Source organism: Streptomyces thermospinosisporus, assembly GCF_039526425.1.
In the GTDB taxonomy this organism is placed as follows: Bacteria; Actinomycetota; Actinomycetes; order Streptomycetales; family Streptomycetaceae; genus Streptomyces; species Streptomyces thermocarboxydovorans.
Genome location: NZ_BAAAIZ010000038.1, coordinates 42,931 through 58,051, shown reverse-complemented (window position 1 = coordinate 58,051; position 15,121 = coordinate 42,931). Strand labels below are relative to the sequence as shown.

Genomic DNA, 15,121 nt, shown 5'->3' with positions numbered 1-15,121 from the left:
GCTCGCCATGCCGTATGTGCTGGTCGGACAGGTGATCGTGGGACCGGCCGTGCGCAGCGACTCGCTGCTCGGCCCCCAGGCCGGACAGCTCGTCGGGCCCGGGACCGCACCCAGGCCGTCGTCGCGGCGTACGAGGCGGGCTTCCTGCGCAGCTGAACGAGCTGAACGGCTCCGGGCTTCATGAACAATCGATGAGAAACCCGGCCGGACAGGAACGATCCGCCCCCCGCCGCTCGTCTGACCCGACGGCATGAACAAGACGATCAGGCGCGCCTCGGTCTTCGTGCTGCTCCTGGTGCTCGCCCTGCTGTTCCGGGCGACCTGGGTGCAGTTCTACGACGGCCGGGCCCTCGCGGACGACAAGAACAACCGGCGGAACGCGATCGAGACCTACGCGGCGCCGCTCGGGAACATCATCGTGGCCGGTGAGTCGGTCACCGGCTCGGCGCGCACCAAGGGCGGCGACCTCGCGTACAAGCGCACCTACCGCGACGGCCCGCTGTACGCCGCGGTGACCGGCTACGCCTCGCAGGCGTATGCGCCGACGCAGCTGGAGGGCATCTACGAGGACGTGCTCAACGGCACCGACAACCGTCTGAAGACGGTGATGGACACCGTCACCGGCAAGCGGGCCGACCCGGGCAATGTGGTGACCACCATCGACCCGGCGGTGCAGAAGGCGGCGTACGAGGCACTCGGCGACAAGAAGGGCGGGGCGGTCGCGCTCGACCCGAAGACCGGCCGCATCCTCGCGGCGGTGTCGACCCCGTCGTACGACCCGGCGTCGCTGACCGACGCCAACACCGCGGGCCAGGCGTGGAAGAAGCTCACCGGGGACCCGGACAAGCCGCTCACCAACCGGGCGCTGCGCCAGCCGCTGCCGCCGGGCTCGACGTTCAAGCTGGTGGTCGCGGCGGCGGCGCTGGAGGAGGGGCTGTACGAGTCGGTGGACGAGAAGACCGACAGCCCCGACCCCTATCCGCTGCCGGGCACCAGCCGGAACCTGACCAACGAGAACCCCGACGCCCCGTGCGAGGACGCCTCGATCCGGGTGGGTCTGCAGTACTCCTGCAACAACGTCTTCGCCAAGATGGCCGTCGACCTCGGCGAGGACAAGGTGCGGGCGATGGCCGAGAAGTTCGGCTTCAACGACGAGGAGCAGGACGTTCCGGTGCGCGCCTACCCGAGCGTGTACCCCTCGGACATGTATCCCTCGCAGACCGCGCTGACCGGCATCGGCCAGTTCGACGTGACCGCCACGCCGCTGCAGATGGCGATGGTGTCGGCGGCGCTCGCCAACGGCGGTGAGCTGGTCTCGCCGCACATGGTGTCGCGGGTCACCGACGGCGGCGGCGACGTGCTGCGCGACTACGGCGAGGAGGCGCGGACGGAGCGGATCGTCAGCTCCGCCACCGCCGAGCAGCTCCAGTCGGCGATGCGGACGGTCGTCGAGGAGGGCACCGGCACCAACGCGCGGATCCCCGGCGCGACCGTGGGCGGCAAGACCGGCACCGCGCAGCACGGCGAGAACAACAGCAAGACCCCGTACGCCTGGTTCACCTCGTACGCGAAGTCCGGGTCGACCGGCAAGGAGGTCGCCGTGGCGGTGATGGTGGAGCAGTCCGGCGCGGCCCGCTCGGAGGTCAGCGGCAACGGCCTGGCGGCCCCGGTCGCCAAGGCGGCCATGGAAGCGGCGCTGAAGGACTGAGGACCGGAAGGAGCCGCTGAAGAACTGGGCATCGCCCCCGGCAGTCCCCTCAAAACCGAGGAAATTGCCGGAGGCGAGTGAACCTCGCCGCGCGAAGCGGCGTCTGAACGGACGGGCCGCCCCCTTCCCCCCGGGGGCGGCCCGTCTCCTACTTCCCTGCCGAGCGCACTTCTTGACGGATAGTCAGCCGCTACTTGACGCCGAGCAGCTGCTCGATCGGGTCGATCGCGAAGTACACCAGGAACAGCGCCGAGGTGCCCCACAGCAGCCAGTGGACCTCCTTGGCCCGGCCGAGGACCGTCTTGATGACGACGTAGGCGATGAAGCCGGCGCCGATGCCGTTGGTGATGGAGTAGGTGAACGGCATGACGGCGATGGTGAGGAAGGCCGGGACGGCGATCTCGAAGCGGTCCCACTCGATGTGCTTGACCTGGACCATCATCAGGAAGCCGACGGCGACCAGGGCGGGGGCGGCGGCCTGGAGCGGGACGATGGTCAGCAGCGGCGTCAGGAACAGCGCGAGGGCGAACAGGCCGCCGGTGACCAGGTTGGCGAAGCCGGTGCGGGCGCCCTCGCCGACGCCGGCCGCGGACTCGATGTAGGAGGTCGCCGAGGAGGCGGAGGAGGCGCCGCCCGCGACGGCCGCGGCGCCGTCGATCAGCAGCACCCGGCCGAGGTTGGGCACCTTGCCCTCCTCGTCCAGCAGCCCGGCCTCGGCGCTGACGCCGACGACGGTGCCCATGGTGTCGAAGAAGTCGGACAGGATCAGCGTGAACACCAGCAGGACCACGGTGACCACACCGGCCTGACCGAAGGCGCCGAACAGGCTGAAGTCGCCGATCAGCCCGAAGTCGGGGCTGCCGACCACCTTCTCCGGCCACTCGGGCGTGGTCAGGCCCCAGGTGCGCACCTCGGCGAGGGAGTTGATGACGAGGGCGACCAGCGTCATCACCACGATGCTGATCAGGATGGCGCCCTTCACCCTGCGGGCGAGCAGCGCGATGGTGAGCAGCACGCCGAGGCAGAAGACCAGCATGGGCCAGCCGGTGAGGGTGCCGCTGCCGCCGAGCTGCACCGGGACGGTGGTGTTCGCGGCGTCCGGGATGCGGGTGACGAAGCCGGCGTCGACGAAGCCGATGAGGGTGATGAACAGGCCGATGCCGACGCTGATCGCCTGCTTGAGGGGGCGCGGGATGGCGTGCATGACGGCCTCGCGCAGCCCGGTCACCACCAGCACGCAGATCAGCAGGCCCTCCAGGACGATCAGGCCCATCGCGTCGTCCCAGCTCATCAGCGGGGCCACCTGGAAGGCGACGACGGCGTTCAGGCCGAGTCCGGCGGCCAGGGCGAGGGGCAGATTGCCGGCGACGCCCATGATGACCGTCATCACCGCGGCCACCAGGGCGGTGGCGGTGGTGAGCTGGACGGGATCGAGCTGCTCGCCGAACTTGTCCTTGGCGCTGCCGAGGATGAGGGGGTTGAGCACCAGGATGTAGGCCATGGTGAAGAACGTGGCGAGACCGCCGCGTATCTCCCGGGCGAGGGTGGATCCCCGGGCGGTTATCCGGAAGAACCGGTCGAGGGCGTTGCCGCCGTCCGGCCGCTTGTCCGGGCCGGGCGAGGCGGCGGGCGTGGCGGGTGACGGGGCACCGGGGGTGGCGTCGGGCGGGGCATCGGACATGGCGGGCTGCTCCTCGATCCTGAGTGATCGTGTACGGACAACGCTGGCTGGATTGTGCCCGTGCCGCATCGAGTTCAGGTGTTGCTCGGGTTACGGAATCGCAGTCGTACCGGGGAGCCCGGGAAGAACGCCCCGGGGAGCCCGGGAGGAACGCCCCGAAGAGCCCGGGAGGTCTGTGCCGAGGAGCCGGGAGGAACGTCCCGCGAGGCCTGGGAGGAACACCGATCCCGGCACCGGAACCCGTCGTTCCGCACCACCGCCTCCAAGGCACCTTCCCGATCCGCTCGGCCGGTCCTTAGCCGCACGATGACCAGGCATGACGACGATGACGACCTGGACCGTGGTGCGGGTGCTGCGCGACCGCAACGCCGGTCTCTACCTCGCCGGAGTCGTGATCTCCGGCTTCGGCACCTCCGCGCTCTGGCTGGCGTCCGGGGTGTGGGTGAAGGACCTCACCGGCTCGGACGGACTCGCCGCCCTGTGCATGCTCGCGATGTGGGCCCCCATCCTGGCCGGCCCGCTGCTGGGCACCCTCGCCGACCGGATGCGCCGCAAGCCGCTGCTGATGGGCACGAACCTGCTGCTGACCGTCCTGCTGCTCACCCTGTTCACGGTGGACGCACCGGGGGACCTGTGGCTGCTGTTCGCCGTGCTGTTCGTGTACGGGGCGGCGGGCGTGGTGCATGACGCGGCCGAGTCGGCGCTGGTGGCGTCCGCCGTGGACCACTCGCTGCTCGGTGACTTCAACGGGATGCGCATGACCGCCACCGAGGGCATGAAACTGCTGGCCCCGCTGGCCGGCGCGGGCGTCTACGCGGCGTACGGCGGGGCGAGCGTCGCCCTGCTGGACGCGCTGACCTTCGTCGTGGCCACCGCGGTGTACGCCGGTCTGCGGGTGCGCGAGGAGCGCCCGGCGTCACCGGCCGGGGGCAGACGCGGGCAGACCGCCGAGGGCATCCGCCATCTGCGGGCGCACCCCCTGCTGCGTGCGCTGGCCCTGGCGGGCGGCGTGACCATGCTGTGCGCGGGCCTGAGCGGCGCGCTGGTCTACGCGGTCGTCGAGGACCTCGGCCACTCCCCCGAGTACGCGGGCGTGCTCTACGCGGTGCAGGGCGCCGGTTCGGTGGCGGCCGGCCTGTGCTCGGGCCCCGCCCTGCTGCACCTCGGCGCCCGCCGGTTCGCGGCGTACGGCATAGCCCTGCTGGCCGTCGCGGTGGCGCTGCGCGCGGTGCCGGACGATCCGCTGGCGCTGGTCTGCAGCGCGGCGATCGGCGCCGGGCTGCCCACGGTGCTGATCGCCACCCTGACGTCGGTCCAGCGCGAGACTCCGGACGCGCTGCTGGGCAGGGTGACCGCGACGGCCAACACCGTGGTGTTCACGCCCAACGTGGCGGGCCTGGCGGCGGGCGCCGCGCTGGTCGAGCTGACCGACCACCGGCTGCTGCTGGTGGCCACCGGAGTGGCCCTGACGGTGACCGCGGCGCTCCTTGGCGGCGGACGGACCGGGAAGAACCCGCCGGAGGCGAGCCGGTCAGCGGTCGCGGACCGTGGGTAGAGGACGCAGGAGGAGGGGGCCGTCCGGCCCCGCAGGCGACGCGACGCAAGGAGACCGAGGATGCCCCGCACCGTTCTGCTCACCGGCGCCGCCGGCCAGATCGGCACGATGATGCGGGAGCTCCTGCCCCGCTACGGATACGACCTGCGCCTGTTCGATCTGCGCCCGGTCGACGGCGCTCCGGAGGCGATCGTCGCCGGCCTCGCCGACCGGGACGCCGTGCGCGAGGCGGTCCGCGGGGTGGACGCGGTCGTCCATCTCGCCGGCATCCCCGTGGAGGCGTCCTTCGAGCAGATCCTCGAGGCGAACATCCGCGGCACCTACCACCTCTACGAGGCGGCCCGCGAGGAAGGCGTAGGGCGCATCGTGTTCGCCTCCTCCAACCACGCCGTGGGCTTCACCCCCCGCCCCCGGGACGGCGGCCCGCTGATCCCGGCCGGCACCCCGCACCGCCCCGACACCTTCTACGGCCTGTCCAAGTGCTTCGGCGAGGACCTCGCCCAGCTCTACTGGGACAAGCACGGCCTGGAGACCGTCTCCGTGCGCATCGGCTCCTGCTGCCCGGAGCCGGCCGACGTGCGCATGCTGTCGCTGTGGCTGAGCCCCGCCGACGCGGCCCGCCTCTTCCACGCCGCCCTGACCGCCGAGCACGTCGGCCACACCGTGGTGTACGGCTCCTCCGCCAACACCCGCCTGTGGTGGGACCTGACCCCCGCGCGGGCGCTGGGCTACGACCCGCAGGACGACTCCGAGCCGTACGCCGCGAAGCTCCTCGCCGAGGAGGGCGAGCCGGACCCGGCCGACCCGGCCGGCGCCCGCCTGGGCGGCCACTTCGTGACCGACCCGCCGGTCTGGCCGCACTGAGCACACCGACCGCACCGGCCGCACGGAGCACACGGCCGCACGGAGCGCACCGAGCGCACCGGACCCGCCCCCACCCCCCGAGCGCCCCAACCGCACCGGACCTACTGAGCGCATTGATCGCTCTGACCGAAAGCGCATCCCCTCGACCGAGCGGGCGGGCACGGAACGGGCCCGCTCACGGCGCATTCGGTCACGGCACCTGACCGGGATCCCCCCGCACCGCCCCGGCGCGAAACCATCCCGGCGCCGGCGCCGTGCCCCGCCCGACCAGCGAAAAAGCTGCCACGGCCACGCATCGGGCACGGCGCTCGCGCCTCGTGTCCGAGTCGGGCAGCAGCCGGGCCGAACGGGCACAATCGGGCAGGACCGTACGGGCAACAGACCTGGTCACCCGGGAGCACCCGCTGTACAAATTCCCACAAGGAAATCCAGGGCCCGAACGGGCAGCGCGACGGAGAGGCGGGTGACGACATGACCAGGACCGCGGAGGAACGCCAGCGCGAGATCGTCCGCCTGGCCCGCGCCACCGGCGCCGTGGACGTCACCGCGCTGGCCGCCGACCTCGGTGTGGCGAAGGAGACCGTCCGCCGTGATCTGCGCGCCCTGGAGGACCACGGGCTGATCCGCCGCACCCACGGCGGTGCCTACCCGGTGGAGAGCGCCGGCTTCGAGACGACGCTCGCGTTCCGCTCCACCAGCCATGTCCCCGAGAAGCGCCGTATCGCCGCCGCCGCGGCCGACCTGCTCGGCGACGCCGAGACCGTCTTCGTCGACGAGGGCTTCACCCCGCAGCTCATCGCCGAGGCGCTGCCCAGGGACCGCCCGCTGACCGTGGTCACCGCGTCCCTGCCGGTCGCGGGAGCACTGGCGGAGACAGGCACGATCTCCGTCCTGCTGCTCGGCGGCCGGGTCCGCTCCGGGACGCTCGCCACGGTCGACCACTGGACCACCAAGATGCTCGCCGGATTCGTCATCGACCTGGCCTACATCGGCGCAAACGGCATCTCCCGCGAGCACGGTCTGACCACGCCCGACCCGGCGGTCAGCGAGGTCAAGGCACAGGCCATCCGCTCCGCACGGCGGGTCGTCTTCGCGGGCGTCCATACCAAGTTCGGGGCGGTCAGCTTCTGCAAGTTCGCCGAGATCGGCACGCTCGAGGCGATCGTCACCAGCACCCTCCTGCCGGCCGCCGAGGCCCACCGCTACTCCCTGCTGGGGCCCCAGATGATCCGCGTCTGACGGTCCCGCCAAGCCGGGAGCACCCCTCGAGAACCACCGCCCTGTGACCCTCTGCGGTCCCGCACGTCCCCATACGTCAGATTTGCACTGAAACTCCCTGGAGCATCCCATGCGAACCCAGAGCCGACGCTCGCCACGCACCCTGATCGCCGTGGCGGCGATAGGGACGCTGATCACTCCGCTCGCCGCCTGCTCGGGCGCAGGCGGGTCCGGCTCCTCCGGCGGCGGCGACTCCATCAACGTCCTGATGGTGAACAACCCGCAGATGGTGGATCTGCAGAAGCTGACCGCCGCCAGCTTCACCAAGGAAACCGGCATCAAGGTCAACTTCACGGTGCTGCCGGAGAACGACGTCCGGGACAAGATCAGCCAGGACTTCGCCAACCAGGCCGGGCAGTACGACGTGGCCACCCTCAGCAACTACGAGATCCCGATCTACGCCAAGAACGGGTGGCTGCACTCCCTGGACGAGTACGTCGAGAAGGACACCGCCTTCGACCAGGACGACATCCTCCCGCCCATGACCAAGGCGCTCACCGCCGAGGACGGCAAGCTCTACGGCGAGCCCTTCTACGGCGAGTCCTCCTTCCTGATGTACCGCAAGGACGTCCTGGAGAAGGAGGGCCTGAAGATGCCGGCCAGGCCCACCTGGAAGCAGGTGGCCGAGCTGGCCGCGAAGGTGGACGGGGCCGAGCCCGGCATGAAGGGCATCTGCCTGCGCGGTCTGCCCGGCTGGGGCGAGGTGATGGCGCCGCTGACCACCGTGGTCAACACCTTCGGCGGCACCTGGTTCGACAAGGACTGGAAGGCCCGGCTCGACTCCAAGGAGTTCAAGGAGGCCACGCAGTTCTACGTCGACCTGGTCCGCGAGCACGGTGAGGCCGGCGCCGCCCAGTCCGGCTACGCCGAGTGCCTGAACAACATGACCCAGGGCAAGACGGCCATGTGGTACGACGCCACCGCCGGCGCCGGCTCCCTGGAGGCCAAGGGCTCCCCGGTCAAGGGCAAGATCGGCTACGTGCCGGCCCCGGTGGAGAAGACCGACAGCTCCGGCTGGCTCTACACCTGGGCGTGGGGCATCCAGAAGGCGTCCAAGAACCCGGAGAACGCCTGGAAGTTCATCTCCTGGGCCTCCGGCAAGGAGTACGAGAAGCTCGTCGGCGAGAAGGCCGGCTGGTCCAACGTCCCGGCCGGCAAGCGGACCTCGACCTACGACATCCCGGAGTACCGCAAGGAGGCCGCCGCGTTCGCGGACGTCACCCGTGACGCCATCGCCGCCGCCAAGCCCGAGGACCCGGGCGTGCAGCCCCGGCCCGCGCCCGGCATCCAGTTCGTCGGCATCCCCGAGTTCACCGACCTGGGCACCAAGGTCTCCCAGGAGATCAGCTCCGCCATCGCCGGACGGCAGTCGGTGGACAGCGCCCTGAAGAAGTCTCAGAAGCTCGCCGAGGCCGTCGCCGAGAAGTACGAGGCATCATGACCCTCACCACTGAGGCCCGGGTCGCCGCCGTCCCCGGACGGCCGGCGGCCCGCCGCCCCGACCGGATCCGCGCCTGGGCCACCCGGGCTCCGCTGCTGCCTGCCCTGATCTTCATGATCGTGGTCACGCAGCTGCCCTTCGTGGCCACCCTGGTGATCTCGTTCTTCGACTGGAACGCGCTCTACCCCGAGGACCGCCGATTCGCCGGACTCGCCAACTACGGCGAGGTGCTCAGCGACCCCGATCTGCGCAAGTCGGTGTGGACGACGATCCTGCTGACCGTCACCGTGGTGCTGGTCAGCCTGCTGCTGGGACTGCTGCTGGCGCTGCTGCTCGACCGCCGCTTCCGCGGCCGGGCCGCCGTGCGCACCATGCTCATCGCACCGTTCCTGCTGGTGCCGATCGCCGCCGCGCTGCTGTGGAAGCACGTGCTGTTCAACCCCGAGTACGGGCTCTTCAACGGCATCCTCAACGCCATCGGCGGGGAGGGCGCCGCGCAGCCGGACTGGATCTCCGAGATGCCGCTGATGGCGGTGGAGGCCGCGCTGATCTGGCAGTGGACCCCGTTCATGATGCTGATCCTGCTGGCCGGACTGCAGAGCCGCGACCCGCAGCTGGTGGAGGCGGCCCGGATGGACGGCGCGAGCGACTGGCAGGTGTTCGTCCACATCACGCTGCCGCACCTGCGCCGCTACCTCGAACTGGGCGTGCTCCTTGGCTCGATCTACATCGTGCAGAACTTCGACGCCGTGTTCACCATCACCTCCGGCGGCCTGGGCACCGCCAACCTGCCGTACACGATCTACCAGACCTTCTACCAGGCACACGAGAACGGCCTCGCCTCCGCGGCCGGCGTCATCGTCGTGATCGGCTCGATCATCCTGGCGACCTTCGCGCTGCGCGTGGTGTCGTCGCTGTTCCGTGAGGAGGTGTCCCGCTGATGGCCACCGTCACTGCCGCGCGACCGGCCCCGACGCCCCGGCGGACCGGCCCCCGCGGCCGGTTCCGGGGGGCCGCCCTGGGCATCGTCGCCTGGCTGGCCGGGCTCGTGTTCGTGCTGCCCATCCTCTGGATGGTGCTGACGTCCTTCCACTCCGAGGCCGACGCGGCGACCAACCCGCCGTCCGTGACCGCCGCGCTGACCCTGGACGGCTACCGCGAGTTCTTCGGGCTCGCCGGAGGCGCCAGCCCCTGGCCCGCCCTGATCAACTCCATGACCGCCTCGGTCGTGTCCACGCTGCTCACGCTGGCGCTGGCGCTGCCGGCCGCGTACGCGCTGTCCATCCGGCCGGTGAAGAAGTGGACGGACGTTCTGTTCTTCTTCCTCTCCACCAAGATGCTGCCGCTGGTGGCCGGACTGCTGCCGATCTACCTGTTCGCCAAGAACACCGGCCTGCTGGACAACATCTGGGCCCTGGTCATCCTCTACACGGCCATGAATCTGCCGATCGCGGTCTGGATGATGCAGTCGTTCCTGTCCGAGGTCCCGGTCGCGATCATCGAGGCCGCGCAGATCGACGGCGCCCGGCTGCCGACCGTGCTGACCCGGGTGGTCGCCCCGATCGCCCTGCCCGGCATCGCGGCCACCGCCCTGATCTGCTTCATCTTCAGCTGGAACGAGCTGCTGTTCGCCCGGGTGCTGACCGGCGTGGTCGCCGAGACCGCCCCCGTCTTCCTCACCAGCTTCATCACCAGCCAGGGCCTGTTCCTGGCCAAGGTGTGCGCCGCATCGTTCGTCATCTCCCTGCCGGTGCTCGCCGCGGGGTTCGCCGCCCAGGACAAACTCGTCCAGGGCCTGTCGTTGGGAGCCGTCAAATGAAGGCCGCCGTCATCGAGTCCGTGGGCAAGGCTGTCGTCACCGAGGTCCCGGACCCGACGCCGGGACCGCGGGAAGTCGTCGTCGAGGTCGCCGCGTGCGGCCTGTGCGGCACCGATCTGCACATACTCCAGGGCGAGTTCGCCCCCAAGCTGCCGATCGTGCCGGGCCACGAGTTCGCGGGCGAGGTGGTGGGCGTCGGCTCCCAGGTCACCGAGGTCTCGGTGGGCGACCAGGTGGCGGTGGACCCCTCCCTCTACTGCTACGAGTGCCGCTACTGCCGCACCGGCCACAACAACATGTGCGAGCGCTGGGCGGCGATCGGCGTGACGACCTCGGGCGGCGCGGCCCAGTACGCGGTGGCCCCCGTGGCGAACTGCGTCAGACTCCCCGAACACATCCGCACCCAGGACGCGGCCCTGATCGAACCCCTGTCCTGCGCGGTCCGCGGCTACGACGTCCTGCAGTCCCGCATCGGCGCCCATGTGCTGATCTACGGCTCCGGGACGATGGGCCTGATGATGCTGGAACTCGCCAAGCGCACCGGCGCGGCGAGCGTGGACATGGTGGACATCAACCCCGACCGCCTCCGCACCGCCGTCCAGCTGGGCGTGTCCTCCTCCGCCGCCAGCGCCGACGAACTGGACCGCCCCCAGGGCTGGGACCTGGTCATCGACGCGACGGGCAACGCGGCGGCGATCCAGGACGGCCTGGACCGCGTGGCCAAGGCCGGCACCTTCCTCCAGTTCGGCGTGGCCGACTACGCGACCCGGGTCACCATCGACCCGTACCGCATCTACAACCAGGAGATCACCATCACCGGCTCCATGGCGGTGCTGCACAGCTTCGAACGAGCGGCGGAACTCTTCGCCACCGGCGTCCTCGACCCCGACATCTTCATCAGCGACCGCCTCCCCCTCACCCAGTACCCCAAGGCCCTCGACCAGTTCGCCTCCGGCGTAGGCCGCAAGATCGTCGTCATCCCCTGACCCCACCGCACCGCCCCCTGTCCATCCCTCCCTCCCCACCGAGCCCGGGCCGCTCCCCACCCAACCATCCGGCCCGGGCTCGCCTTTTGCCCGCACACGTCCGAGCGACCGTGTCGGCTCACCACCGGCCCAGGACCGAGCGCCCCCTCGGTCATCTGCGAGCCAACCGAGCCCGACTCACCGCGGCTCCGAGCCGACCGAGCCGCCCAACGGCCACTACTGAGCCAACCGAGTCGGGTGGTGGGCGGGCGAGGCCGGGGTCGAAGGGGCGGAGCCCCTGGCGGGGTCGAAAGGGCGGAGCCCCTGGCGGGAATCGAAAGGGCGGAGCCCCTGGCGGGGTCGAAAGGGCGGAGCCCCTGGCGGGGTCGAAGGGGCGGAGCCCCTGGGGACGGGACGGGCAGGGGCGGCGGGGGCGAAAACACCCCCCGATCGGGCCACAGGTAAGGGAACGGCAAAACCGCCCCGCTCGTTCACCCGGCATGACAGCTATGACCCCCGGCTCGAACATCCCTCTCTCCGCCACCAAAGTGACGGTGGACGTCACCGCCCCCGTGCGGCTGGACGTCTCGGGCCTGCTGCTCACCTCCGCCGGCAAGGTGCGCTCCGACGACGACTTCATCTTCTACAACCAGCCCACCGGCCCCGGCGTGACCTACCGCTCCGGCGGCGGCACGGCCCCCGACGCCATCACTGTCGACACCACGGCCCTGCCCCCCGGCATCGAGAAGGTCGTCGTCGCGGCCAGCCCCGACGCCCCCGGCCAGACCTTCCAGGGCATCGAACCCACGGCCACCATCCGCAACGCCGACGACAACTCCGTCCTCGCCACCTTCACACCCCCTCAGCTCGGCTCCGAGACGGCCCTCGTCATCGTCGAGATCTACCTCCGCAACGGCCAGTGGAAGGCCCGAGCCGTCGGCCAGGGCTACGCCAACGGCCTCGCCGGCATCGCCACCGACTTCGGCGTCACCGTCGACGAACCGGCCACCCCCACCCAGCCGGCCGCCGCGACCCCCGCCCCGCCGGCCCCGCCGGCACCCCCGGTCACCCCGCCCCAGCCCTCCATGCGGCCCCCGGCCACCGCACCGGCCCCTCCGGCGCCCGCCGCACCCGCACCCACCCCGCCCGCCGCCGCAGGCACCGGCAAGATCAACCTCGACAAGGGCCGCGTCAACCTCCAGAAGAACCAGACCGTCTCCCTGATGAAGGGCGGCCGCCCGCTGCTCTCCCAGGTCAAGATGGGCCTCGGCTGGGAGCCCGCCTACCGCGGCAAGGACATCGACCTCGACGCGTCCGTCATCGCCTACGGCCCCCAGCGCAACCACATCGACAGCTGCTACTTCGGCAAGCTGCAGATCCTCAGCGGCGCGATCCAGCACTCCGGCGACAACCTCACCGGCGAGGGCGCCGGCGACGACGAGGTCATCACGGTCGACCTCGGCCGCCTCCCCCAGGAGGTCACCGGCCTGGTCTTCACCGTCAACTCCTTCTCCGGCCAGAAGTTCACCGAGGTCGCCAAGGCCTACTGCCGCCTCCTGGACGGCACCACCGGCGAGGAACTCGTCCGCTTCGACCTCACCGGCGCCGAACCGCAGACGGGCGTGATGATGGCCAAGCTCATCCGCCAGTTCTCCGGCGAGTGGGAGATGACGGCGATGGGCAACTTCGTGAAGTCCCGCACCGTCCGAGGCATGGTCAAGCCCGCCGCCCAGGCCCTGTAACCGGGCCCCGGGCCCGCACGCACGAGGCGCCCCCTCCCCACGGGGGCGCCACCGCGGCCCGGCCCAGGGCCTGCCCCCCCCAGCCCAGGGCCCAGGGCCTGCCCCCCAGCCCAGGGCCCAGGGCCTGCCCCGCAGCCCAGGGCCCAGGGCCCCGCAGCCCGAACACCCCACACCCCCAACGCGCAGCCCAGAACGCGCAATCCCCCCGGCGCTCACCCCCGAGCCCGAAGCCCCTCCATCAGCAACCCCACATACCGCCGCAACCGCTCCCCCACATCCTCCGCACGCTCCGCGCCCTCCGCACCCTCCGCATCCCCCGCGTCCCCCACGCTCGTCCCACCGACTGCCTCACCGCACGCCATCGCCACCCCGTGCACCAGCCGCAGCACATCCATCGCCCCGACATCCCGCCGCAACTCCCCCGCCCGCTGCGCGTCCCCCACCAACCGCGCGACGGCCTGCCTCAACGGATCACAGCAGTCGGACGAGGCACCCCCGGCACCACGCCCCGCCTCCTCACCCCCACCCACCGAGGAGCTCAACAGCGCCCGCAGCCCCCGCATCTGGATCATCCCCAGACCCAGTTCGTCCAGCCACGCCACCAGCGCCGCCCCCGCCGGCAACCGCTCCGCCAGCTCACCCGCTCGCTCCGCGATCGCCTCGATCCGGTCGGAGTACATTGCCTCCAGCAGCGCCCGCCGGGTGGGAAAGTGCCGGTAGAGCGTGCCCGCCCCGACCCCCGCCCGCTTGGCGATGTCGTCGAGCGAGGCCCCCTCACCCTGCGCCGCGAACGCCTCCACCGCCGCCGCCAGCAACCGCTCACGATTGCGCCGGGCGTCCGCGCGCATGGGCCTGACCTGCGCCATCCGTCACTCCTCGGCCCGGGAACCTCTCTCGTACCCTACCGAGCCGCCGAGGCCCCAGGCCCCCACCGAAGACGCAGGACGCTGGGCCGCGGCGACGCGCGGACGCGGGAACGCGAGACGCGAGGACACTCAGGCACGGAGCCGCGCAGCCGCGGAACGCCCCCACTCAGAACAGCGCGCTGTAAGCATTCAGCGCCGGCTGCCCACCCAGATGCGCGTACAGCACGGTCGACTCCCGCGAAATCTCCCCGCGCGACACGAGATCGATCAGCCCCGCCATCGACTTCCCCTCGTAGACGGGGTCGGTGATCATCCCCTCAGTCCGGGCCGCGAGCCGCATCGCCTCCAGCGTCGTCTCGTCCGGTATCCCGTACACGCCCGCGTGATAGCGCTCGTCCAGCTCCACGTCCGCCTCGGTCAGCTCCCCCTGTACGCCGATGAGCCGCCCGGTGTTCTGCGCGATCCGGGCGATCTGCTCCCGCGTCTCGGCGGGTTTCGCGCTGGCGTCGATGCCGATGACCCGCCGCTGCCGCCCGCCGGCCTCCTCCAGCGCGCGGAACCCGGCGACCATCCCGGCCTGGGTGGACCCGGTCACCGAGCACACGATCACGGTGTCGAAGAAGACGCCCAGCTCCCGCTCCTGCTCGGCGACTTCCCGCGCCCACCGGGCGAACCCGAGCCCGCCGAGCGGATGGTCGGAGGCACCGGCCGGAATGGCGTACGGCTTGCCGCCGGACTCCTCGACCTCCCTGAGCGCCTGCTCCCAGCTCTCCTTGAACCCGATGCCGAACCCGGCCCGCACCAGCCGCACGTCGGCCCCGGCCAGCCGGCTGATCAGGATGTTGCCGACCTTGTCGTACACGGAGTCGGGCCAGTCCACCCAGCTCTCCTGCACGAGCACGCACTTGAGCCCGGCACGGGCCGCCACGGCGGCGACCTGACGGGTGTGGTTGGACTGCACCCCGCCGATGGACACCAGGGTGTCGCAGCCCTGCGCGAGCGCGTCGGCGACCAGGTACTCCAGCTTGCGGGTCTTGTTCCCGCCGTACGCCACACCGGAGTTGCAGTCCTCCCGCTTGGCCCACAGCGAGGGACCGCCGAGGTGAGCGGTGAGCCGCTCCAGCGGGTGCACGGGCGAGGGCCCGAAGAGCAGGGGGTAACGCTCGTAGGAGTCAAGGGACATGACGGTCCTCCCGGTTCCG

The 15,121-nt window shown here is 71.2% G+C and carries 12 protein-coding genes; 9 read left to right on the top strand and 3 right to left on the bottom strand.

Annotated elements, in window-relative coordinates:
- Positions 1 to 250 precede the first annotated feature (250 nt).
- A complete protein-coding gene (locus ABD207_RS14255; RefSeq protein ID WP_344013021.1) occupies positions 251 to 1,708 on the top strand; it encodes a peptidoglycan D,D-transpeptidase FtsI family protein in 1,458 nt (485 codons plus the stop codon).
- 190 nt (positions 1,709 to 1,898) lie between these two features.
- Here the strand turns inward: ABD207_RS14255 and ABD207_RS14250 are convergent, their stop codons facing one another.
- A complete protein-coding gene (locus ABD207_RS14250) occupies positions 1,899 to 3,389 on the bottom strand; it encodes an NCS2 family permease (protein WP_344013019.1) in 1,491 nt (496 codons plus the stop codon).
- Positions 3,390 to 3,705: 316 nt separating this feature from the next.
- Between ABD207_RS14250 and ABD207_RS14245 the strand changes: the two genes are divergently transcribed.
- The 8 genes from ABD207_RS14245 to ABD207_RS14210 all read left to right on the top strand — a co-directional run bounded on the left by ABD207_RS14245 (position 3,706) and on the right by ABD207_RS14210 (position 13,053).
- Complete coding sequence (locus ABD207_RS14245; RefSeq protein ID WP_344013017.1) at positions 3,706 to 4,944, top strand: MFS transporter; 1,239 nt, start codon at positions 3,706 to 3,708, stop codon at positions 4,942 to 4,944.
- 60 nt (positions 4,945 to 5,004) lie between these two features.
- Entirely contained in the window at positions 5,005 to 5,808 is an 804-nt protein-coding gene (locus ABD207_RS14240) for an NAD-dependent epimerase/dehydratase family protein (protein ID WP_344013016.1), read from the top strand.
- Positions 5,809 to 6,279: 471 nt separating this feature from the next.
- Complete coding sequence (locus ABD207_RS14235) at positions 6,280 to 7,047, top strand: DeoR/GlpR family DNA-binding transcription regulator (RefSeq protein ID WP_344013015.1); 768 nt, start codon at positions 6,280 to 6,282, stop codon at positions 7,045 to 7,047.
- 109 nt (positions 7,048 to 7,156) lie between these two features.
- Positions 7,157 to 8,527, top strand: coding sequence for an ABC transporter substrate-binding protein (locus ABD207_RS14230; protein WP_344013013.1), 1,371 nt, complete (start codon positions 7,157 to 7,159; stop codon positions 8,525 to 8,527).
- Positions 8,524 to 9,468, top strand: coding sequence for a carbohydrate ABC transporter permease (locus ABD207_RS14225; protein WP_344013011.1), 945 nt, complete (start codon positions 8,524 to 8,526; stop codon positions 9,466 to 9,468). Before ABD207_RS14230 ends, ABD207_RS14225 begins: the two co-directional genes overlap by 4 nt.
- A complete protein-coding gene (locus ABD207_RS14220; RefSeq protein ID WP_344013008.1) occupies positions 9,468 to 10,346 on the top strand; it encodes a carbohydrate ABC transporter permease in 879 nt (292 codons plus the stop codon). The genes ABD207_RS14225 and ABD207_RS14220 overlap by 1 nt, the downstream gene beginning before the upstream one ends.
- On the top strand, positions 10,343 to 11,332 hold the full coding sequence (locus tag ABD207_RS14215) for a zinc-dependent alcohol dehydrogenase family protein (protein ID WP_344013006.1): 990 nt from the start codon (positions 10,343 to 10,345) through the stop codon (positions 11,330 to 11,332). Before ABD207_RS14220 ends, ABD207_RS14215 begins: the two co-directional genes overlap by 4 nt.
- A 488-nt stretch (positions 11,333 to 11,820) precedes the next feature.
- A complete protein-coding gene (locus ABD207_RS14210) occupies positions 11,821 to 13,053 on the top strand; it encodes a TerD family protein (RefSeq protein ID WP_344013092.1) in 1,233 nt (410 codons plus the stop codon).
- A gap of 212 nt (positions 13,054 to 13,265) precedes the next feature.
- Here ABD207_RS14210 and ABD207_RS14205 read toward each other — a convergent pair whose 3' ends face one another.
- A complete protein-coding gene (locus tag ABD207_RS14205; RefSeq protein ID WP_344013004.1) occupies positions 13,266 to 13,919 on the bottom strand; it encodes a TetR/AcrR family transcriptional regulator in 654 nt (217 codons plus the stop codon).
- Positions 13,920 to 14,085: 166 nt separating this feature from the next.
- Positions 14,086 to 15,102, bottom strand: a complete 1,017-nt coding sequence (locus ABD207_RS14200) for a 1-aminocyclopropane-1-carboxylate deaminase (protein WP_344013002.1) — start codon at positions 15,100 to 15,102, stop codon at positions 14,086 to 14,088.
- Positions 15,103 to 15,121: the final 19 nt, after the last annotated feature.